Source organism: Variovorax sp. 05T418, from assembly GCF_056396385.1.
This window is the reverse complement of record NZ_JBFTLJ010000007.1, coordinates 88,742-108,907: the sequence shown is the minus strand read 5'-3', so window position 1 is coordinate 108,907 and position 20,166 is coordinate 88,742. Positions and strand designations below refer to the sequence as shown.

Sequence of the window (20,166 nt, the reverse complement as noted above, 5' to 3'; positions counted from 1 at the left end):
TTTCGAAATCTGTTCGCGAAGTGATGGCAGATCCACAAGACGCTGCGGATCACCTCGGCTCATACCGGCACCGCCTCGCGCAGCACCTGATCACGGAACTTCGGCGGCAAGCCGTTGGGCGTGAGCACGTCGACTTCCATGCCAAGAAGGGCCTTCAACTCGTGCCTGATGGCGCCGATGTCCATGAGAGTGGTCTGTTCCGTAGGTTCGACCAGCAGATCGAGATCGCTGTCGGGTCCGTCTTCTCCACGCGAAGCCGAGCCGAACACTCTCACGCTGCTGACGTGATGACGCAGTGCGATCTCGCGGATGCGGACGCGGTGCTGTGACAGAGCTTCAGAAGGACGCATGGGGCGCAGTGTAGTGCGGCTGCGGGTTCAATTCACGCCGCAACGAACAACGCCGGATCCACCATCGCCCGATTGAGCATCACGGACCAATGCAGATGCGGCCCCGTCACGCGCCCGGTGGCGCCGACGGCGGCGAGTTGCTCGCCGGTCTTCAGCACGTCGCCCACCTTTGAATCGATGCGGCTCAGGTGGCAATACATCGTGAGCAGGCCGCCGCCGTGGTCGAGCCACACCGTGCCGCCGTTGAAGAAATAGTCGCCAGTGTCGATCACGCGCCCCGGCAGCGGCGCCAGCACGGGCGTGCCGGTGCCGGCCGCGATGTCCATGCCGCTGTGCGGATTGCGCGACTGGCCGTTGAACACGCGGCGCAGGCCGAAGGAGCTGGAGCGGCGGCCGGGCACGGGCACGCGCATCTGCAGCGCGGCGTCGGGCCGCAGGTCGGTGAAGGTGGCCATCACGGTGGCGAGGTGCGCGCGCTCGCGCTCGTAGCGTGCTTCGTCCTCCGGCGACAGGTCGACGGTGCGCGGCGGCACCGTGAGGCGCTGCTCGCGGTATTGCTTGGGACTCACGGTGTAGGCGATCTGCTTTTCGTTGCCGCCCTCGGGGCGCACGGCGATGCTCGCCTCGCCGGGCACGGCCGCGAGTGGAATGCCCACGAGCGCGGTCCATTCGATGGCGTCGCCCACCACCAGCAGCGGCAGGTCGCCCGAGAAGGCCTGCGGGCGCTTGGCCGCCGGACCGAGCGACAGGCGGGCCACGCCGCCCGGCACCTGGGATGCATGCGGCCAGACCTCCGGCTGCTTCTTTTTGGCCGAGGGAGCCGCCGCAACGGCGCGCGCCGAGGCCAATGCCATGAGGCCGAAGGTGCCGAGCAGGGCGGAGCGGCGGCCGAGGCCGGACGGGGCGGATTCGGGAAGCAAGGGATGCATGGCGTTGAACTCGAGGCTTGCGAAGCGAACAAACAAGGGCGCAGCGAACACAAAGGAACCGGACATGAACATCCGAGCACTGGGCCGATGGGGCTTGATGGTAAGCGCGGCCGCGCTGGCTGCCGGGTGCAATAGCACCGCGATCCGTGTAGGCGGCGCGCCCGAGGCGAGCATCAAGAACTGCGTGGCCGCGGCCTCGCGCGAGTTTCGCGTGCCGGCGTCGAGCGTCGTTGCGGACAGGGGCACGACGCCGCGCGACGGCGTCTACACGATCAACCTGAAGATCGGCGCGCAGGGGCGACCGGCGCTGTGCACGACCGATGAGAACAGCGCGGTGCTGGGCGTGGTCTACAAGCGGGCGCAATAGGCAATAAAAAACCGGCGCCATTGCGGCCGCCGGTTTTGTACGAGCAGGGGGCGGTCTTACTTGCCCCAGCTGTCCCGCATGCCCGCAGCGCGATTGAACACGCGCTTGCCGCCGGCACTCGCCTTCGCATCGAGCACGAAGTAGCCGTGCCGCTCGAACTGGAATGCCGCACCGTCCTGCGCCTTGGCCAGCGACGGTTCGACATACGCGGAGCAAACCTCCAGGCTCGCCTTGTTGAGCTCGTCGAGCAGCTCGCCGCTGCCCGGATTGGCCGCCGCAAACAGCCGCTCATACAGCCGCACCTCGGCCTCGACCGCATCGGCCGCGGCCACCCAGGTGATGTTGCCCTTCACCTTGATGGCGTCCGCGCCCGGCGTGCCGCTTTTGGTGTCGGGCACCAGCGTGGCCTGCACTTCGACGAGCTTGCCGCTCGCGTCCTTGGTGCCGCCGGTGCACTCGATGACGTGGCCGTACTTCAGGCGCACCTTGTTTCCCGGGAACAGGCGAAAGAACCCCTTGGGCTGCACTTCCTCGTAGTCGGTGCGCTCGATCCAGACCTCGCGGCCGAGCTTGAATTCGCGTTTGCCCATTTCGGGGTGGTGCGGATGCACGGGGGCGGAGCAGTCGTCGAGCACGTCGTCGCCGCCCATCAGTTCGCCCCAGTTGGTGATCACCAGCTTGACCGGGTCGAGCACGGCCATGGCGCGCGGCGCGATGGGGTCGAGGGTGTCGCGCAGCGCGGCTTCCAGGCTCGCGTAGTCGATCCAGCCGCCGGACTTGGTGGTGCCGCTGCGTTCGCAGAACAGGCGCAGCGCCTCGGGGGTGTAGCCGCGGCGGCGCAGGCCGGCCAGGGTGGGCATGCGCGGGTCGTCCCAGCCGTCGACGTGCTTTTCCTCGACCAGTTGGCGCAGCTTGCGCTTGCTGGTGAGCACATGGGTGACGTTGAGGCGCGCGAATTCGTACTGGCGCGGATGCGGGCTTGCGATGAGGCCGCCTTCGGCCAGGCGGTCGAGCAGCCAGTCGTAGAAGGGGCGCTGGTCTTCGAATTCCAGCGTGCAGATCGAGTGGGTGATCTGCTCGAGCGCGTCCTCGATGGGATGCGCAAAGGTGTACATCGGGTAGATGCACCACTTGTCGCCGGTGTTGTGGTGTGTGGCCCGGCGGATGCGGTAGAGCGCCGGGTCGCGCATGTTGATGTTGGGGCTCGCCATGTCGATCTTGGCGCGCAGGATGGCGGCGCCATCGGGCAGCTGGCCGTCACGCATGGCGCGGAAGCGGGCGAGGTTTTCTTCCGCGCTGCGGCTGCGGAACGGGCTGTCGGTGCCGGGCGTGTTGAAGTCGCCGCGGTTGGCGCGGATTTCCTCTGCGCTTTGCTCGTCCACATAGGCCAGGCCGGCGCCGATCAGGTATTCGGCGGCCCGGTACATGAAGTCGAAGTAGTCGCTTGCGAAGTATTCGTGCGGCTGCAGGGTGCCGGGGGCCGTGGGGCGGTCGGCCAGGTGGGTTTCGTAGCCGAGCCACTGGACGGCGTCGCGGATGGAATCGACGTATTCCTGCTCTTCCTTCTCCGGGTTGGTGTCGTCGAAGCGCAGGTGGCAGACGCCGCCGTATTCCCTGGCCAGCTCGAAATTCAGCCAGATGCTCTTGGCGTGGCCGATGTGCAGGTAGCCGTTGGGCTCGGGCGGAAAGCGCATGCGCACCTTGGCCGGGTCGGGCATGCCCTGGGCGTGATGGGCGGCGTCGCCGGGCGAGCCACCCCATTTGCGGCCAGAATAGGCCCCCTGCGCAAGGTCGTTTTCGATCACGTGGCGCAGGAAATTGCTCGGTGCAGCGGCTGTTTTTGCGCTGTCTTTGTCGGTCGGGGAGGTCATTGCGGCATTCTAGAACGCACCCCCTGCCGGTTACCTTTGGCTACGTTCTTCACATTGCGGCGGGCAACCGCTTTGCATTTGGCGCGTTCAATACACACATGGGCGGGAAACGCCCCAACAAGGAGTCCAACATCATGAGCCTCACACGTTCAACCTTCTTCAAATGGGCCGCCGCGGGTGTCGTGGCAGCCGGTGCATTGTTTGCGGCCACCTCGGCCAGTGCCCGTGGCGACGTGAGCTGGTCGGTCGGCGTGGGCCTGCCAGGGGTTGCCGTGGGTGTGGGCGCTCCGGCCTACTACCCGGCGCCGGTCTATACGGCCCCCGCGCCGGTGTATTACGACGCGCCGCCGCCCGTGTACTACCGTCCGCCGCCGCCGGTCTACTACCGCCCGGCCCCGGTGTACTACGCGCCGCCGGCGTACTACGGCCCGCCGCGCTACTACGGTCCGCGCGGCTACTACCACGGCCATCGCCACTGGCGCTGAGCGGCTCCGCAGGCGGCAAGCAGCCGCCGGATGAAAAAGCCGACCTTCCGGGGTCGGTTTTTTTATGCGCGAACGCCGTTCCGCTATTTCACATGGCGCGAAACAGGTGGCCGTAGAGCCGGCTGACGGGGATTTTCTCGGGTCGGCCGCGCAGGTCGAGGTGCAGCTTGCCGGCCTCGTCGCGGTGCACGGCCTCGATAGCCGAGCTGCGCACCACCACGGCGCGGTGCACCTGCCAGAAGATTTCGGGGTCGAGCTGGGCCAGCAGCTGCTTGAGCGGCGTGCGGATGAGGTATTCGTGCGTGGCGGTGAGCACGCGGATGTATTTGTCGGCGGCTTCGAAGTACAGCACCTCGTCGATCGGAACCATGCGCACGGTGCTGCCGCCGGCTTCGCTGGCGGCAATCATCTTCAGCGGGGCGGTGGAGGCGGCGGGCGGCGCCGACGCGCCGTTGCCTGCTGCGGCGGCAAGCAGCTCGCGCCACTGCGCAAGCGTGCGCTCCAGGGCCTCGTCGGCGGCGGCAGGCGCTGGCTTGGCCTGTTGCTGCTGCTGCGCAGCCAGCGCCTGCTGAAGCCGCAGCACGGTCTTGCGCAGGCGCTCGGGCTGCACGGGCTTGAGCACGTAGTCGATGGCCTGCGTCTCGAAGGCGCGGGCGGCGTATTCGTCGTACGCGGTCACGAAGACCAATTGCGGCATGGGCGCCTCGTCGACGGGCCAGCGGTCGGCCAGTTCGGCGGCGGCGCCCAGGCCGTCGAGGCCCGGCATGCGGATGTCGAAGAACAGCACCTGCGGCAGCAGGCGCAGAGCCTCCCGCACGGCGCTGCGGCCGTCGCCCGCGGTGGCGAGCACCTGCAGTTGGGGCCATGCCGCGGCGAGTTCGGCCTTGAGGGCCTGGGCGAGCAGCGGTTCGTCTTCGGCGATGAGGGCAGTGGGATTCATGAACGGGGCTGCAATGGAAAGCTGAGTGTGGCAAGGGTTCCGCCCGAAGGCCCGGCGGCCAGGCTCATGCGGCCCTGGTCGCCATACACGGTGGCAAGCCGTTCGCGCACCTGCTCGAGGCCGAAGCCGCTGCCTTCGGAAGTCTGCGCTGCATCCAGGCCGACGCCGGTGTCGCTCACTTCGATGATCAACCGGCCGTCGAGCTGCCGCGCGCGCACGTCGATCGCGCCGCCTTCGACCTTGGGTTCGAGCCCGTGGCGGATGCTGTTTTCGACCAGCGGCTGCAGCAGCAGCGGCGGCACCGGCGTGCCGCGCAATTCATCGGGCAGATCGAGCGTGTAGCGCAGGCGCTCGCCCATGCGCACGGACATCAGCTCAAGGTAGTCGGCCAGCCGTTCGAACTCGGCCGACAGTGGGTGCGACAGGGCGCGCGAGCCGCTGAGCGTCATGCGCAGGTAGTTGTTGAGGCGGTCGAGCATGGCCACGGCGCGCGGCGGATCGGCCGTGATCAGCACGCGCAGGTTGGCCAGCGTGTTGAACAGCATGTGCGGCTCCAACTGCGTCTCCAGCAGCTTGAGCCGGGCTTCGGTGGCGTTGCGCTGCGCCAGGTCGAGCTGGCTGCGCATGTACTTGCTCCGGCCCAGGCTGTAGAAGAAGAAGCACATGCAGACGGTGGCCGTCAGCGTGATGACGATCGTGGTCGCGAGCTTGCGTTCCGTGAAGTTGCCGAAGTCGAGCAGGGGCTGGTGGGTCCAGGCATCGCCGATCGCATTGCCCCCCAGGAAGCCCACCGCCACGCCGCCTGCCACCAGCAGATAGCCCCAGGGGCCGGGCGGCCAGAGGACCTCCCGGTGGCCGCTGATCAGCAGCCGGCCCACGTCGATGAAGAGCCAGCTGATCAGCCCGATCGACAGCGAATACACCATCTGCGCCCCCCAGTCCCCGTGCTGTGTGATGGCCAGCGCAGCGGCAATGAAGCAGCAGAACACGACGGTGATCAGGCCATGCCGCAACATGCCCCGGACGTTCTCCGTGCGGAAACGAGGGAGCGCTTCAACACTCATCCGCGCTCCCCGGGATGCAGCGCTCGCCGTTCGCGTTCCACCAGCCGGTCATAGAAGCCGCCGCCGGGCGCGACGAACCAGATCACGGCGCCATGGATCAGCAGGCCCAGGCCCCAGCCCATGAGCGGATACACGGCCCAGGTGTGGCCGCGCGATGCGGAGAGGGCGACCAGCCCGAGGTTCACCAGCACATAGACGAAGGCATGGATGTACCAGCCCATCTTGGCACCGGCGCGGCGGCGGGCGAGTTTTTCGATGTCGGGACGGGACGCGTTCTGAAGGGTGGGGTTCATGACAACTCCTTGAATTGAACCGGAATGAATTCGGGGGCGGACGGCGGCTGCGCTGGCGACGATTGCAGCGCCGCCCGCTGCCGCAGCTCCTCGGTCGTCTCGCCGGGCCCGTCGGGCCGCCAGCCCGGCGGCTTGACGAGGTAGCCGACGAAAGCCCGCACCGAGCGCGCCGAGCGCAGGTCGCGCAGCAGCGCGCGCCAGTGGGTGAACTCGATCTCGAAGATGTTGTTGGAGACGATCGGCTGCACCAGCCCGTAGCGGCAGGGCAGGTCGGCGCGCTCGGGGATGTAGGTGCCGAACAGGCGGTCGAACACGATCAGCACGCCGCCGTAGTTGCCGTCCAGGTACTCGAGGTTCGAGGCGTGGTGCACGCGGTGGGCCGAGGGCGTGTTGAGCACCCATTCCAGCGGGCCGAGCTTGGGAATCCAGGCCGCGTGGATCCAGAACTGGTAGAGCAGGTTCAGCGTGAGCATCAGCAGGATCACCTTGGGCGGCATGCCCAGCAGCGGCGCGAGCATGAAGAAGGCGAGCGTGCCGCTGAGCCGGCCGGTCCAGCCGAAGCGGTAGGCGGCCGACAGGTTGAGCTGGTTCGGCGAATGATGGATGGCATGCGTGCACCAGAACCAGCGCACGCGGTGGGCGGCGCGGTGGTACCAGTAGTAGCAGAACTCCTGGCCGATGAAGCAGGCGACCCAGCCGCTCCAGTGGTCCATGGGCAGCGTGAAGAGCCGGTGGTTCCAGAACCAGTCCATGGCGCCGGTCCAGAAGGCCAGCGGCAGCAGCCAGCGCAGCGGGTATTCGCGCACCAGGAAGTCGACGACCGAGACGCCGGCCGCCTTCCAGTCGTAGCTGCGCCAGCCGTGGCGCCACGACAGCACCAGCGCTTCGGCGATGGAGGCGGCGAGCACCACCGTGACGGCAATCTTGAGGATCAGAAAGAGCACGGCCATGGTGGTTCCTGGAATGTGGGCGTCGGCGATCTTAGGCTGCGCGGGCACCGGCCGCCACGGCGTCGGTGCTGATCGCCAGCTTCCACAGCCGCACGGCGCGTGCCGCGAAGATGCCGCTGAAGGCGCCGTACAGCATCGGAACGCCAACCTCGAAGGCGGCCTGCTGGCGCAGCTCGGGGTGCATGGCCAGGGACGCGCCCACCACGTACTTGGTGAAGAAGATGCCCATCATCAGCAGCAGCGGCACCGCGCTGCCGGCCACGTGGAACTCGCGCGCCGCGCGGTCGTAGCGCGTGCTGGCGGGCAGCGGGCTCTGGAGCACCAGCAGCACCAGCGCGGCGGCCGCCACGGCCCAGCCGAGCAGGGCGCCGGGCGAGTCGCCGAAGGCCGAGATCACGCCGGCCAGCGAAAGCCCGGTCATGGCAATCGGTATCACTGTGACCTTGGCCAGGCTGACGCTGCCGGACAGCAGCTGCCTGCAGCCCAGCCACACGAGGAGGACGAAAACGGCGAAGACCCACTTGGGGGTGTGAAGAATGATCTGCAGCAGCATGGCGTTTCTCCGGGTTGAAAGACGATTCGATGGAGCGGACTGTGCCGGCGCCCCCGCGCCCCCGCCACGCTCCTGCGACGAAATGCAGATCGGCGGCGCCAGCCGCAGCGAACCGGCGCGAAATGCAGCCCTTGCACGCAGCTTTACCGGCGCTTTACGGTTCATAAGACAGGCGCGCTACGATGCGGCGCTCCACTAGCGGCTGTACTTGCGCACTGCCACACCTCATGGAATCTCCGAACTCCGAGCCTTCTTCCGGCGATTCGCCTGCCGTCCCACCGGCAACTCCCCCTTCTTCGTCTCCGCCTGCGCGGCCGCCCTCGCGCCGCAGGCTCTGGCTCGGCAGCCTGATCGCGCTGGTGCTGCTGCTGGTGCTGGGAGGCGGCGCCTGGTATCTCATCAACCGCAAAGGCAGCTCCGCCGGCGGGCCGGGCTTCGGCGGCGCCACCGTCACGGTGGGCCATGCCGCGGCGCGCGAGATCGAGCTGCCGGTGACCATCGATGCGCTCGGCACGGTCACGCCGCTGGCAACCATCACGCTCAAGGCGCAGGTCGGCGGCGTGCTGACCGAGGTGCTGTTCACCGAAGGGCAGACCGTGGCAAAGAACCAGCTGCTCGCGCGGATCGATCCGCGGCCCTACGAGCAGGCGCTGATGCAGGCCCGCGGCACGCGCCAGCGCGACGAGGCGCAGCTCGAAGCCGCGCGCGTCACGCTGGCGCGCTACCGCACCCTGCTGGGGCAGGACTCCATCGCCCGGCAGGACGTCGACACCCAGGCCGCGCTGGTCCGCCAGCTCGAAGGCACGGTCACCACCGACCTGGCCGCCGAGGCCGCCGCCAAGCTGAACCTCGACTACACCCGCATCACAGCGCCGGTGGCCGGCCGCATCGGCCTGCGCGCGGTGGATGCGGGCAACACCGTGACGGCCAACGCGACCACGGGCATCGCGGTCATCACGCAGATGAACCCGATCGACGTGCAGTTCTCGGTGCCGCAAGACCGCGTGCCCGACATCCAGGCGCAGCTGGCCAAGGGCGAGCCGTTGCTGGTCACGGCCTTCGACCGCACCCGCGCCGCAACGCTCGACACGGGCACCTTCTCCACGCTCGACAACGTGGTCGACACCACCACCGGCACGGTCAAGGCCAAGGCGCGCTTCGGCAATGCGCAGACCACGCTGTTCCCGAGCCAGTTCGTCAATGTGCAGATGCTGCTGCGCAAGGTGCGCGCGGTGGTGGTGCCGGTGACGGCGGTGCGCACCGGTCCCAACGGCGACTACGTCTATGTGATCAACGAGGACCGCACGGTGTCGATGCGCGCGGTGAAGCGCGGCGAGGCCAACGTCGAGGTGGTGGCCATCACCTCGGGCCTGAAAGCCGGCGAGAACGTGGTGACCGAGGGCGGCGACCGCATCAAGGACGGCGCGGTCGTGCAGCTGCAGGGCGACCGGCCTGCGGCCGGCCCGCGCGGCGGGGCTTCGGGTCCGCGCGGACCACGCGGCGAAGGCGGTGGGGAGCGGCGGCGCCAGCGTCCGCCGCAATGACCGGCAGCAACAGCAACCCACGGAACAAGCGAGCGCGTCCGCGATGAGCCCCTCCCGCCCCTTCATCGAACGGCCGGTGGCCACGGCGCTGCTGATGGTTGCCATCGTGCTGGCCGGCCTGGTGGGCCTGCGGCTCCTGCCGCTGGCCGCGCTGCCGCAGGTCGACTACCCGACCATCCAGGTGCAGACCCTCTACCCCGGCGCCAGCCCCGAGGTCATGAGCCGCACCGTCACGGCCCCGCTGGAGCGCCAGTTCGGCCAGATGGCGGGGCTCAACCGCATGAGCTCGGTGAGCTCGGCGGGCGTGTCGATCGTCACGCTGCAGTTCGCGCTCGACCAGACGCTGGACGTGGCCGAGCAGCAGGTGCAGGCCGCCATCAACGCCGGCGGCTCGCTGCTGCCGGCCGACCTGCCGGCGCCGCCCGTGTACGCCAAGGTGAACCCGGCCGACGCGCCCATCCTCACGCTGGCCGTGAGCTCCGGGACCATGCCGCTCACCGAGGTGCAGAACCTCGTGAACACACGGCTCGCGCAGAAGATCAGCCAGGTCGGCGGCGTGGGGCTGGTGTCGCTTTCGGGCGGGCAGCGGCCGGCGGTGCGCATCCAGGCCGACACCAACGCGCTCGCATCGGTGGGCATCGGGCTGGACACGCTGCGCAGCGCCATCACCGCGGCCAACGCCAACAGCGCCAAGGGCAGCTTCGACGGACCGCGGCGGGCCTACACCATCAACGCCAACGACCAGCTCGTGACGGCGGACGACTACAAGAACCTGATCGTCGCCTGGAAGAACGGCGCGCCGGTGCGCATGACCGACGTGGCGCGCGTGGTCGACGGCGCCGAGAACACGCAGCTGGGCGCATGGGCCGCATTGCGCGTGGGCGAGCGGGAACCCGTGCTGTATCCCGCGATCATCCTCAACGTGCAGCGCCAGCCCGGCGCCAACGTGATCGGCACGGTCGATGCCATCAAGAAGCAGCTGCCCGAGCTGCAGGCCTCGCTGCCGGGCTCGCTCAAGGTGGAGGTGCTGAGCGACCGCACTACCGGCATCCGCGCCTCGGTCTCGCACGTGCAGCTGGAGCTCGGGCTGGCCGTGGTGATGGTGGTGCTGGTGATCTTCTTCTTCCTGCACAGCGTGCGCGCCACGGTCATTGCCAGCCTGGCGGTGCCGATCTCGCTCGTGGGCACCTGCGGGCTGATGTACCTGCTGGGCTACAGCCTCAACAACCTGAGCCTGATGGCGCTCACCATTGCCACCGGCTTCGTGGTGGACGATGCGATCGTGATGATCGAGAACATCGCGCGCTACCTGGAGGAGGGCGACCCGCCGTTCAAGGCCGCGCTCAAGGGGGCCACGCAGATCGGCTTCACCATCATTTCGCTCACGGTGTCGCTCATCGCGGTGCTGATTCCGCTGCTGTTCATGGGCGACGTGGTGGGCCGGCTGTTCCGCGAGTTCGCCGTCACGCTGGCCATCACCATCCTGATCTCCGCCGTGGTGTCGCTCACGCTGGTGCCGATGATGTCGGCGCGCTGGCTCAAGCCGCAGGCCGAGGAGGGCGGGCGCTTCGGGGTCGGCGTGCAGCGCTTCCTTGATCGCGTGATTGCGCGCTACGACGTGTGGCTGCAATGGGTGCTGCGCCACCAGCCGCTGACGCTCGTCGTGGCGGTGGCCACGCTGGCGCTCACGGTGCTGCTCTACGTGGTGATTCCCAAGGGCCTGTTCCCGACGCAGGACACCGGCCAGCTGCAGGCGCGCATCGAGGCTGCGCAGGACGTGTCGTACACGCGCATGGCCGAGCTGCAGCAGCAGGCCGCCAACGCGATCCTGGCCGACCCCGAGGTGGCCAGCGTGAGCTCGGTGGTGGGCGTGGACGCCGCCAACAACACGGCGCTGAACACCGGCAGCATGCTCATCAACATGCGCGCCGACCGCGGCAACCAGGAAGCCACGATGCAGCGCCTGCGAGAGCGCGTGCGCGCCGTGGCCGGCGTCACGCTGTACCTGCAGCCCACGCAGGACTTGACCATCGACGCCGAAACCGGCCCGACCGAATTCCGCGTCTCGCTCGAAGGGGTGGACACCAACACGGTCGATGCCTGGGCGCAGAAGCTGGTGGAACGCCTGCGCACCGAGCCGCTGGTGCGCAACCCCACCACCAACGCGGGCGCGAAGGGCCTGGCCGCCTACGTGGACATCGACCGCAACACGGCCTCGCGCCTCTCGGTCACGGCCAGCTCGGTGGACGACACGCTCTACAGCGCATTCGGCCAGCGCATCGTCTCGACCATCTTCACCGAGACCAACCAGTACCGCGTGATCCTGGAAGCTCAGCGCGAGGCCCTGGCCTCGCCGCAGCTCCTGGGCAACCTGCAGCTGCGCACCGGCGGCGGCAGTGCCACCACGCTCTCGTCGATTGCCACGGTGCGCGAGCAGGCCGCGCCGCTGCAGGTGACGCACGTGGCGCAGTACCCGGCCGCCACCGTGGGCTTCGACACGGCCGACAACGTGGCGCTCGGAAAGTCGGTGGCGGCGATTCGCGCGGCGGCCAAGGAGATCGGCATGCCCGCGAGCATGACCATGAGCTTCCTGGGTGCGGCGGGGGCCTACGAGAAATCGCTTTCCAACCAGCTGTGGCTGATCCTGGCGGCGGTGGTGTGCGTGTACATCGTGCTGGGCGTGCTGTATGAGAGCTACATCCATCCGCTGACGATTCTCTCGACGCTGCCCTCGGCCGGCGTGGGCGCGCTGCTCGCGTTGATGGTCACGGGCAACGACCTGGGCGTGATCGGCATCATCGGCATCATCCTCTTGATCGGCATCGTCAAGAAGAACGCGATCATGATGATCGACTTTGCCATCGACGCCGAGCGGCGCGAGGGCAAGTCGCCGCAGGAGGCCATCCACCAGGCGGCGCTGCTGCGCTTCCGGCCCATCCTCATGACCACGCTGGCGGCGCTTTTTGCGGCGCTGCCGCTGATGTTCGGCTGGGGCGAGGGGGCCGAGCTGCGCCGGCCGCTGGGCCTGGCCATCTTCGGCGGGCTGGTGGTGAGCCAGGTGCTCACGCTCTTCACCACGCCGGTGGTCTACCTGGCCTTCGACCGCATGGGCCGGCGCTTCGGGCGCAAGCGGGAGGCCGCAGCCGCATGAACCTGTCCAGGCCCTTCGTCGAGCGCCCGATTGCGACGGTGCTGCTGACCATCGGCATTGCACTGGCCGGGATCGCGGCGTTCTTCGTGCTGCCTGTGTCGCCGCTGCCGCAGGTCGACTTTCCCACCATCTCGGTCACCGCCAGCCTCTCGGGCGCCAGCCCGAGCACCATGGCGTCGAGCGTGGCCACGCCGCTGGAGCGGCGGCTCGGGGTGATCGCGGGTGTCAACGAACTCACCTCGACCAGCTCCAACGGCTCCACCCGCATCAGCCTGCAGTTCGACCTCAAGCGCAACATCGACAGCGCCGCGCGCGAGGTGCAGGCGGCCATCAACGCGGCGCGGGCCGACCTGCCCGCCACCCTGCGCAGCAACCCCATCTACCGCAAGCGCAACCCGACGGCCGCGCCCATCGCGATCCTGGCGCTCACCTCCAGGACGCGCACGCCGGGCCAGATCTACGAGGCCGTGTCCAACATCGTGAGCCAGAAGCTCTCGCAGGTGGAGGGCGTGGGCGAGGTCGAGATCGGCGGCGGCTCGCTGCCGGCCGTGCGGGTGGAGCTGGAGCCTTTCTCGCTCAACCGCTTCGGCATCAGCAGCGAGGACGTGCGCGCCGCCATCCAGGCCAACAACGCCAACCGGCCCAAGGGCGCTATCGAGAACGACGAGCGCCGGCTGCAGATCTACACGCCCTCGCCGGGCCGCCATGCCGTGGAGTACCGCGACATGGTGATCGCCTGGCGCAACGGCTCGGCCGTGCGGCTGGGCGACGTGGCGCGGGTGATCGACAGCGTGGAGAACACGCGCACGCTGGGCCTGTTCAACGGCCAGCCCGCGGTGATCGTGCTGGTCACGCAGGAGCCGGGCGCCAACATCATCGACACCGTGGACGGCGTGCGCGAGCTGCTGCCGGAGCTGCGCGCGCAATTGCCGCAGGACATCGAGGTGCAGGTGGCCTCCGACCGCACCAACTCCATCCGCGCCTCGCTGCGCGAGATCGAGGCCACGCTCATGATCTCCATCGCGCTGGTGGTGCTGGTGGTGGGCCTGTTCCTGCGCCGCGCGCGCGCCACCATCATTCCGGCGGTGGCCACGGTGGTGTCGCTGCTCGGCACCTTCGGCGTCATGCACCTGCTGGGCTACAGCCTCAACAACCTGAGCCTGATGGCGCTCACCGTGGCCACGGGCTTCGTGGTGGACGACGCCATCGTGGTGCTGGAGAACACCAGCCGCCACATCGAGGCCGGCATGGGCCGCATCGAGGCCGCATTGCGCGGCGCGCGAGAGGTCGGGTTCACCGTGCTGTCGATCAGCCTGTCGCTGGTGGCGGTGTTCATTCCGCTGCTGTTCATGGACGGGCAGATCGGCCGGCTGTTCCGCGAATTCGCGGTGACGCTGTCGGTGTCGGTGCTGATCTCGCTGGTCATCTCGCTCACCACCACGCCCATGATGTGCGCCATGCTGCTGCGCGCCGAGGAGCCCGGCGCGAAGCCGCCGGGGCGCCTCGCGCGCATGGCCGAGAGCGTGTACCAGTGGAGCCTGCGCACCTATGCCCACAGCCTGGACTGGGCGCTCGCGAGCAAGGCCGTGGTCGTGGTGGTGCTGCTGGCGGTGGTGGGCCTGAACGTGTACCTGTTCTCCGCCATTCCCAAGGGCTACTTCCCCGAGCAGGACAACGGCCAGCTCAACGCGGGCCTGCGCGCGGACCAGAGCATTTCGTCGGTGGCGCTCAGCGAGAAGCTGCGCCAGGCCGTCGACATCATCCACAAGGACCCGGCCGTGGACACCGTGGTGGGCTTCTCGGGCGGCAGCCGTTCGGGCGGCGGCTTCATGTTCGTCAACCTGAAGCCGCTGTCGCAGCGCACCGAAAAGACCGCCGCCGTCATCAACCGGCTGCGGCCGCAGCTCAACCAGCTCACCGGCCTGCGGGTGTTCCTGAGCCCGGTGCAGGACCTGCGCATGGGCGGGCGTTCGAGCAATTCCACCTACCAGTACACGCTCAAGGGCGACAACCTGGCCGACCTGCGCACATGGACCGCCAAGCTGGCCGACCGGCTGCGCCAGGAAACCGCACTGACCGACGTCGACAGCGACCAGGCCGACAACGGCGTGGAGACCTTCGTCGACGTCGACCGCGAAAGCGCCGCGCGCCTTGGCGTGACTTCGAGCGCGGTCGACAACGCGCTCTACAACGCCTACGGCCAGCGCTCGGTCGCCACCATCTACGACGAGCTCAACCAGTATTCGGTGATCATGGAGTGGGCCCCGCGCTACCAGCGCGCGCCCGTGGTGCTGAAGGACCTGTACGTGCCTTCGACGCTCACCACCAGCACCACCGCGAGCGGCGCCACCACGGTGAGCTCGCTGGCCAACACCACCGACGCGAGCACCGGCACCTCGACCACCACCTCGGCCAACCCGGGCCTGCGCACCGCTTCCACCGGCCAGGCGCTGGCGGCCAGCACCACGCTGATGGTGCCGCTCTCGGCCATTGCCAAGGTCAGCGAGCGCGCGGTGCCGAGCTCCATCGACCACCAGGACACGGAGCTTGCGAGCACCGTCTCGTTCAACCTGGGCGAAGGCGTGACGCTGCAGGACGCGCGCCGCATCGTCGCGCAGGCCGAGGCCGACATTGCGATGCCGGTCAACGTGCGCGGCAGCTTCCAGGGCACGGCGCTTGCGGCGCAGCAGTCGCAGGGGCAGCAGCTGGCGCTCATCCTGGCGGCGATCGTGGTGATCTACATCGTGCTCGGCGTGCTCTACGAAAGCCTGATCCACCCCATCACGGTGCTGACCACGCTGCCTTCCGCGGGCGTGGGCGCGGTGCTGGCGCTGCTGCTGTTCCGCATGGAGTTCTCGATCATTGCGCTGATCGGTCTCTTCCTGCTGATCGGCATCGTGAAGAAGAACGCGATCCTGATCATCGACTTTGCGCTCGAGGCCGAACGTGCGCGCGGCATCTCGGCCGTGGAAGCGGTGCGCGAGGCCTGCATGCTGCGCTTCCGGCCGATCCTCATGACCACTCTGGCGGCTGCGCTGGGCGCGCTGCCGCTGGCCATCGGCTTCGGCCAGGGCGCCGAGCTGCGCCAGCCGCTGGGCGTGGCGATCATCGGCGGCCTGATCGCGAGCCAGCTGCTCACGCTGCTGACCACGCCGGTGGTCTACGTGCTGCTCGACAAGCTGCGCCGGCGCTCGGGCAACGAGCGGCACCTGAGCCGCGCTGCAGCCTCGCCGACCTGAACCGAAGAATGAACGAAGCCGCCATGACACACCGACAACGCATCCTTTCGCATCTGCCCGGCAGGCTGTCCGCCCTGGCATTGGCGGCCCTGCTGGCCGGCTGCGCCGTGGGCCCCGCCTATGAGGTACCCATCTCGGCTGCGCCCGCCGGCTGGAAAGAGCAGAAGACCGCCGAAGGCTGGCTGCCCGCAGCGCCGGCCGATGCGCTCGACCGCGGCGAATGGTGGAAGCTGTTCGGCGACGCCACGCTCGACGAGCTGGCTGCCCGCGTGCAGGTGTCGAACCAGAACATCGCCGCGGCCGTGGCCAACTACGCGCAGGCCCAGGCGCTGGTGCGGGGCGAGCGCGCCGCGCTGTTCCCCACGGTATCGCTCGACGGCAGCGGCCGGCGCAGCGGCAACATCGGCGGCACCAGCAACGCGTCCAATGCTTTTTCGGCGACGCTCGGGGTCGACTGGGCGCCCGACGTGTGGGGGCGCCTGCGGCAGGCCGTGAGCAGCGCGCAGGCCAATGCCGAGGCCAGCGAGGCCGACCTGGCGTCGGCGCGCCTGTCGGCCGTCGGCGACCTGGCCACCAACTACTTTTCGCTGCGCGAGGCCGATGCCGAGATCGTGCTGCTCGACCAGACCATCGAGGGCTACCAGCGCGCCTTCGAAATCACCAGCAACCGCTACAAGGCCGGCATCGCGGCCCAGACCGACGTGCTGCAGGCGCAGACCCAGCTGGTGAACGCGCAGGCCGAACGCGTGGGCCTGCAGCGCACCCGCACCACGCTGGAGCACGCCATTGCCATGCTGGTGGGCGTGGCGCCGGCCGATTTCAGCCTGCCCGCGGCGCAGTGGACGCCCACGGTGCCCGGCATTCCGACGGGCGTGCCTTCCACGCTGCTGCAGCGCCGGCCGGACATCGCGGCGGCCGAGCGCGCGGTGGCTGCGGCCAATGCGCAGATCGGCATCGCGCGCTCGGCGTACTTCCCCAACTTCGGGCTCAGTGCCTCGGTGGGCAGCAGCGCGAGCCGGGTGAAAGACCTGTTCAACGCGTCCAATACGCTGTGGGCGCTGGGTCTGTCGGTGGCGCAGGTGGTGTTCGATGCTGGCGCCATCGGCGCCACGGTCGACTCGGCCAAGGCGGCGCACGAAGCCAGCGTGGCGCGCTATCGCCAGACCGTGCTCACCGCCTTCCAGGCCGTGGAAGACCAGCTCACTGCCGGCGCTGCGCTGGCGCAGCAGGAGGGCCTTCGGCGCGAAGCCTCGGCCGCGGCCGACAAGACCGAGCAGCAGCTGCTCAACCGCTACCGCGCGGCCCAGGTGAGCTACACCGAGGTGGTCACGGCGCAGGCCGCCGCCCTCGGCGCGCGGCGCACGCTGGTGCAGCTGCAGGTGAATCGTCAGGCCGCCGCGGTGGCGCTGATCCAGGCCCTGGGCGGCGGCTGGCATGCCGGCGGGGCGGGCGGCACCGTGTCGTCCACGCCTTCGACGGCGCAGGCTGCCCCTTCTCCGCAGCGCGGAGTGAAGTAGCTGCCGGGGGAGGGGCGGCTGCCCCGTCCCCCTCAGCCCCGCTGCACGTGGCGCGCGGGGCCGCTTCTCACGACGCGATCGCCTGCGTGCTCAATGCGCGTGGCGATCCATGCTCCCGCCCAGGTAGTCCTTGTCGGTGACAAGCACCCACAGCGCGAGCACCAGGATGGCCGCAGCCACGAGCACCGCGTTGACCATCGCGTTCTCCACGGTGGCAAAGCCGAGCACCCAGGGCGACACGGCCAGCCAGATGGCGAGTGCGCCTTCGGTCCACTCTTCCCATGCACGCGGTACCAGGGTCGCTCCCAGCGCCACGGCGCCCAGCACGACACCCGTCGCCACTGCGCTCCACATCGCGGCAGTGACGCCCTGGAAGCCCAGGACCCAAGGCGAGATGATCAGCCACGCACCCAGGGCGACGTTGACCGGATCTTGCCAATGCTTCACTTGCTTCATGGTCATTACCTCCTGTCGCGACACACAACCGCGACAGCGGTTGGACCATGCCGACTTGGCGGGGTTCCGCGATGCGGCGCTGCAGCATGCAATCGGGCCTGCCGGGCCTAGCCTCCGCGTGCCACCGGCGCCACCAGGTACGCACCCGACTCGAACAGCTGCGCCTCGGCCTGGTCGATGCGCCGGATCACCGGCTTGCCCGCGCGGCTCGCGAGCAGCTCGACCAGCGCCTCGGTCACGGCCACGCCGGCCGCCACCGACGGAAAGAACGAGGGGCTGTTGATCGTGAAGAGCAGCGTTTCGTCCGCCAGCAGCGAGAGCGGCGAGGCCACGCTGTCGGTGATGGCCACGATGCGGCAGCCGGCCGCCCGGGCCGCCTGGGCCACCTGCAGCGCCTCGCGCGAGTAGGGCATGAAGCTGGCCACCACCAGCGCGTCGCCCTTGGCGAAGGCGCGCTGCTGCATTTCGAGCGAGCCGCCCTGGCCGTCGACCAGGTGCACGCTGGCGCGGAAGAGCCGGTAGACGTAGACGAACGAGAACGCGATCGGAAAGCAGGCCCTGAAGCCCGCCGCATGCACCGCCGGCGCCTTCTCGATCAGCGCGCAGGCCTTTTGCAGCGCCTGCTCGCTCTGCTGGTGCGTGGCCTCCAGGTTGCGGCGCTGCACCTCGAACATCTCGGCCGTGAGGCTGCGGTCCTGCGCGCGGCCGATCAGCTGCTTGGCGCGCCCGCCATAGGTTTCGCTGGCCAGGCCCATGTCGCCGGCAAAGGCTTCCTTGAGCTGCGGCCAGCCCGCATAGCCCAGGTGCTGCGCGAAGCGCACCAGCGTGGCGGGCGTGCTCTGCGCGCGCGTGCCCACGTTGCGCATCGACGCGGTCACCACCTCGTTGGGATGGTCGAGCACGTAGCGCGCCACCTGCTGCAAGGCGGGGCTCAGTTCGTTGAAGCGCTGGCGGATCTGGTCTCTGGCGCCCATGGCGGTGTCTCTCTTCTGGCGGTCGTTGGAACGAATGTACCGGACATGGAACGCTGGAACAGTTGACGGAACAAATGTTCCAAACAATAATCCGGTGGAAACGTTAGTTCCATAACCGGATCCGCAGCCACCCGCCATGACGCACGTCTTCCACCGCCACCTTCGCCACACCCCGCCGGTTGCCGCCGGCTCCAGCGGCATGTTCATCCGCGATGCCGAAGGGCGCGAATACCTCGACGCCTCAGGCGGCGCGGCCGTGTCTTCGCTCGGCCATGCGCACCCCGAGGTGCTGGCCGCCATGCACGCGCAGCTCGACAAGCTCGCTTATGCCCACACCAGCTTCTTCACCAGCGAAGTGGCCGAGCAGCTGGCCGACGAGCTGATTGCTTCCGCGCCCGAGGGCATGAGCCACGTGTACCTGGTGAGCGGCGGCTCCGAGGCGGTGGAGGCGGCGCTCAAGATGGCGCGGCAGTATTTCGTCGAGACCGGCCAGCCGCAGCGCACGCACTTCATCGCGCGCCGCCAGAGCTACCACGGCAACACGCTGGGCGCGCTGGCCGTGGGCGGCAACGCGTGGAGGCGCGAACCGTTCGCGCCCATCCTGGTGCCGGCCACCCATGTGCCGCCGTGCTATCCGTACCGCGAGCAGCGCGCCGATGAAAGCGCCGAGCAGTACGGCCTGCGTCTTGCGTCCGAGCTCGAAGCGGCCATCCTCGCGCAGGGTGCCGACCGCGTGATCGCCTTCGTGGCGGAAACGGTGGGCGGCGCGACGGCCGGCGTGCTCACGCCCGTGCCGGGCTACTTCAAGGCGGTGCGCGCGGTGTGCGACAAGTACGGCGTGCTGCTGATCCTCGACGAGGTGATGTGCGGCATGGGCCGCACCGGCACGCTGCACGCCTGCGAGCAGGAGGGTGTGGTGCCCGACCTGGTCACCATTGCCAAGGGCCTGGGCGGCGGCTACCAGCCGATCGGCGCGGTGCTGGCGCAGCGCAGGATCGTCGAGGCCATGTCCAGTGGCAGCGGCTTCTTCCAGCATGGCCACACCTACCTCGGCCATCCGATGGCCTGCGCGGCGGCGCTCGCGGTGCAGCAGGTGATCCGGCGCGACGGCCTGGTCGCCAAGGTGCGCGAAGACGGTGCGGTCTTTGGCGCGATGCTGGCCGAGGCGCTCGGCGGCCACGCCCATGTGGGCGACATCCGCGGCCGCGGCTTCTTCTGGGGTATCGAGCTGGTGGCCGACCGCGCGAGCAAGGCGCCGTTCGATCCGGCGCTGAAGCTCCACGCGCTCATCAAGAAGGACGCGATGTCGCGCGGCCTGCTGTGCTACCCCTTCGGCGGCACGGTCGACGGCCGGCAGGGCGACCACGTGCTGCTTGCGCCGCCCTTCATTGCCACGCGGCAGCAGCTGCAGGAGATCGCGGCCCGCCTCGCGGCTTCGATCGATGCGGTGACGCGCACCGCCGCGCGCTGACAGCTTCGCTGC

17 protein-coding genes are annotated in these 20,166 nt (G+C 69.0%); 7 read left to right on the top strand and 10 right to left on the bottom strand.

The annotated features are described in order from the left end of the window. Window positions 1-59: 59 nt before the first annotated feature. Together AC1DMS_RS16010 and AC1DMS_RS16005 are read right to left on the bottom strand one after the other, a co-directional pair. The gene (locus tag AC1DMS_RS16010) at window positions 60-350 is read right to left on the bottom strand and encodes a nucleotidyltransferase family protein (RefSeq protein ID WP_012748713.1); all 291 of its coding nucleotides are present in this window, start codon (window positions 348-350) and stop codon (window positions 60-62) included. Window positions 351-382: 32 nt separating this feature from the next. Beyond that, entirely contained in the window at window positions 383-1,279 is an 897-nt protein-coding gene (locus AC1DMS_RS16005) for a peptidoglycan DD-metalloendopeptidase family protein (RefSeq protein ID WP_478181379.1), read from the bottom strand. A 64-nt stretch (window positions 1,280-1,343) separates the two neighbouring features. On the opposite strand from AC1DMS_RS16005, the gene AC1DMS_RS16000 reads away from it, so the two are divergent. Further along, the gene (locus AC1DMS_RS16000; RefSeq protein WP_230537924.1) at window positions 1,344-1,646 is read left to right on the top strand and encodes a hypothetical protein; all 303 of its coding nucleotides are present in this window, start codon (window positions 1,344-1,346) and stop codon (window positions 1,644-1,646) included. Window positions 1,647-1,702: 56 nt separating this feature from the next. Here the strand turns inward: AC1DMS_RS16000 and AC1DMS_RS15995 are convergent, their stop codons facing one another. Continuing rightward, the gene (locus tag AC1DMS_RS15995) at window positions 1,703-3,517 is read right to left on the bottom strand and encodes a glutamine--tRNA ligase/YqeY domain fusion protein (RefSeq protein ID WP_062366289.1); all 1,815 of its coding nucleotides are present in this window, start codon (window positions 3,515-3,517) and stop codon (window positions 1,703-1,705) included. Between the two features lie 134 nt (window positions 3,518-3,651). On the opposite strand from AC1DMS_RS15995, the gene AC1DMS_RS15990 reads away from it, so the two are divergent. Beyond that, window positions 3,652-4,002 (top strand): hypothetical protein, encoded by a 351-nt coding sequence (locus AC1DMS_RS15990; RefSeq protein WP_020610606.1) that lies wholly within the window; start codon window positions 3,652-3,654, stop codon window positions 4,000-4,002. Window positions 4,003-4,090: 88 nt separating this feature from the next. Here AC1DMS_RS15990 and AC1DMS_RS15985 read toward each other — a convergent pair whose 3' ends face one another. From AC1DMS_RS15985 to AC1DMS_RS15965, 5 genes are read right to left on the bottom strand one after another with little or no spacing between them, the layout of a single operon-like run. Beyond that, the gene (locus AC1DMS_RS15985; RefSeq protein ID WP_478181378.1) at window positions 4,091-4,942 is read right to left on the bottom strand and encodes a LytR/AlgR family response regulator transcription factor; all 852 of its coding nucleotides are present in this window, start codon (window positions 4,940-4,942) and stop codon (window positions 4,091-4,093) included. Continuing rightward, window positions 4,939-6,006: a sensor histidine kinase gene (locus AC1DMS_RS15980; RefSeq protein ID WP_478181377.1), complete on the bottom strand. Its 1,068-nt coding sequence runs from the start codon at window positions 6,004-6,006 to the stop codon at window positions 4,939-4,941. The genes AC1DMS_RS15985 and AC1DMS_RS15980 overlap by 4 nt, the downstream gene beginning before the upstream one ends. After that, window positions 6,003-6,299, bottom strand: a complete 297-nt coding sequence (locus AC1DMS_RS15975) for a 2TM domain-containing protein (protein ID WP_012748706.1) — start codon at window positions 6,297-6,299, stop codon at window positions 6,003-6,005. Before AC1DMS_RS15975 ends, AC1DMS_RS15980 begins: the two co-directional genes overlap by 4 nt. Next, complete coding sequence (locus tag AC1DMS_RS15970) at window positions 6,296-7,249, bottom strand: sterol desaturase family protein (protein ID WP_062366295.1); 954 nt, start codon at window positions 7,247-7,249, stop codon at window positions 6,296-6,298. The genes AC1DMS_RS15975 and AC1DMS_RS15970 overlap by 4 nt, the downstream gene beginning before the upstream one ends. Before the next feature lie 31 nt (window positions 7,250-7,280). After that, on the bottom strand, window positions 7,281-7,967 hold the full coding sequence (locus tag AC1DMS_RS15965) for a DUF6622 family protein (RefSeq protein ID WP_478181376.1): 687 nt from the start codon (window positions 7,965-7,967) through the stop codon (window positions 7,281-7,283). 62 nt (window positions 7,968-8,029) lie between these two features. Between AC1DMS_RS15965 and AC1DMS_RS15960 the strand changes: the two genes are divergently transcribed. From AC1DMS_RS15960 to AC1DMS_RS15945, 4 genes are read left to right on the top strand one after another with little or no spacing between them, the layout of a single operon-like run. Further along, the gene (locus AC1DMS_RS15960; protein ID WP_478181375.1) at window positions 8,030-9,346 is read left to right on the top strand and encodes an efflux RND transporter periplasmic adaptor subunit; all 1,317 of its coding nucleotides are present in this window, start codon (window positions 8,030-8,032) and stop codon (window positions 9,344-9,346) included. A 43-nt stretch (window positions 9,347-9,389) separates the two neighbouring features. Continuing rightward, window positions 9,390-12,497 carry an efflux RND transporter permease subunit gene (locus AC1DMS_RS15955; protein WP_418145722.1) on the top strand — a complete coding sequence of 1,036 codons (3,108 nt, stop codon included), beginning with the start codon at window positions 9,390-9,392 and terminating at the stop codon, window positions 12,495-12,497. After that, on the top strand, window positions 12,494-15,736 hold the full coding sequence (locus AC1DMS_RS15950) for an efflux RND transporter permease subunit (protein WP_478181374.1): 3,243 nt from the start codon (window positions 12,494-12,496) through the stop codon (window positions 15,734-15,736). The genes AC1DMS_RS15955 and AC1DMS_RS15950 overlap by 4 nt, the downstream gene beginning before the upstream one ends. 8 nt (window positions 15,737-15,744) lie before the next feature. Then, window positions 15,745-17,253, top strand: a complete 1,509-nt coding sequence (locus AC1DMS_RS15945) for an efflux transporter outer membrane subunit (protein ID WP_478181373.1) — start codon at window positions 15,745-15,747, stop codon at window positions 17,251-17,253. Between the two features lie 90 nt (window positions 17,254-17,343). Here AC1DMS_RS15945 and AC1DMS_RS15940 read toward each other — a convergent pair whose 3' ends face one another. Next, complete coding sequence (locus tag AC1DMS_RS15940; RefSeq protein WP_012748699.1) at window positions 17,344-17,709, bottom strand: SPW repeat protein; 366 nt, start codon at window positions 17,707-17,709, stop codon at window positions 17,344-17,346. Window positions 17,710-17,816: 107 nt separating this feature from the next. Beyond that, window positions 17,817-18,683 carry a MurR/RpiR family transcriptional regulator gene (locus AC1DMS_RS15935; protein WP_478181372.1) on the bottom strand — a complete coding sequence of 289 codons (867 nt, stop codon included), beginning with the start codon at window positions 18,681-18,683 and terminating at the stop codon, window positions 17,817-17,819. 136 nt (window positions 18,684-18,819) lie between these two features. Between AC1DMS_RS15935 and AC1DMS_RS15930 the strand changes: the two genes are divergently transcribed. After that, window positions 18,820-20,154: an aspartate aminotransferase family protein gene (locus tag AC1DMS_RS15930; RefSeq protein ID WP_478181371.1), complete on the top strand. Its 1,335-nt coding sequence runs from the start codon at window positions 18,820-18,822 to the stop codon at window positions 20,152-20,154. Window positions 20,155-20,166: the final 12 nt, after the last annotated feature.

Excerpts from the sequence above, each read along its gene's own strand:
- AC1DMS_RS16010 (WP_012748713.1), bottom strand. The coding sequence starts at position 350 with ATGCGTCCTTCTGAAGCTCTGTCACAGCACCGCGTCCGCATCCGCGAG.
- AC1DMS_RS16005 (WP_478181379.1), bottom strand. The coding sequence starts at position 1,279 with ATGCATCCCTTGCTTCCCGAATCCGCCCCGTCCGGCCTCGGCCGCCGC.
- AC1DMS_RS16000 (WP_230537924.1), top strand. The coding sequence starts at position 1,344 with ATGAACATCCGAGCACTGGGCCGATGGGGCTTGATGGTAAGCGCGGCC.
- AC1DMS_RS15995 (WP_062366289.1), bottom strand. The coding sequence starts at position 3,517 with ATGACCTCCCCGACCGACAAAGACAGCGCAAAAACAGCCGCTGCACCG.
- AC1DMS_RS15990 (WP_020610606.1), top strand. The coding sequence starts at position 3,652 with ATGAGCCTCACACGTTCAACCTTCTTCAAATGGGCCGCCGCGGGTGTC.
- AC1DMS_RS15985 (WP_478181378.1), bottom strand. The coding sequence starts at position 4,942 with ATGAATCCCACTGCCCTCATCGCCGAAGACGAACCGCTGCTCGCCCAG.
- AC1DMS_RS15980 (WP_478181377.1), bottom strand. The coding sequence starts at position 6,006 with ATGAGTGTTGAAGCGCTCCCTCGTTTCCGCACGGAGAACGTCCGGGGC.
- AC1DMS_RS15975 (WP_012748706.1), bottom strand. The coding sequence starts at position 6,299 with ATGAACCCCACCCTTCAGAACGCGTCCCGTCCCGACATCGAAAAACTC.
- AC1DMS_RS15970 (WP_062366295.1), bottom strand. The coding sequence starts at position 7,249 with ATGGCCGTGCTCTTTCTGATCCTCAAGATTGCCGTCACGGTGGTGCTC.
- AC1DMS_RS15965 (WP_478181376.1), bottom strand. The coding sequence starts at position 7,967 with ATGAACCGTAAAGCGCCGGTAAAGCTGCGTGCAAGGGCTGCATTTCGC.
- AC1DMS_RS15960 (WP_478181375.1), top strand. The coding sequence starts at position 8,030 with ATGGAATCTCCGAACTCCGAGCCTTCTTCCGGCGATTCGCCTGCCGTC.
- AC1DMS_RS15955 (WP_418145722.1), top strand. The coding sequence starts at position 9,390 with ATGAGCCCCTCCCGCCCCTTCATCGAACGGCCGGTGGCCACGGCGCTG.
- AC1DMS_RS15950 (WP_478181374.1), top strand. The coding sequence starts at position 12,494 with ATGAACCTGTCCAGGCCCTTCGTCGAGCGCCCGATTGCGACGGTGCTG.
- AC1DMS_RS15945 (WP_478181373.1), top strand. The coding sequence starts at position 15,745 with ATGAACGAAGCCGCCATGACACACCGACAACGCATCCTTTCGCATCTG.
- AC1DMS_RS15940 (WP_012748699.1), bottom strand. The coding sequence starts at position 17,709 with ATGAAGCAAGTGAAGCATTGGCAAGATCCGGTCAACGTCGCCCTGGGT.
- AC1DMS_RS15935 (WP_478181372.1), bottom strand. The coding sequence starts at position 18,683 with ATGGGCGCCAGAGACCAGATCCGCCAGCGCTTCAACGAACTGAGCCCC.
- AC1DMS_RS15930 (WP_478181371.1), top strand. The coding sequence starts at position 18,820 with ATGACGCACGTCTTCCACCGCCACCTTCGCCACACCCCGCCGGTTGCC.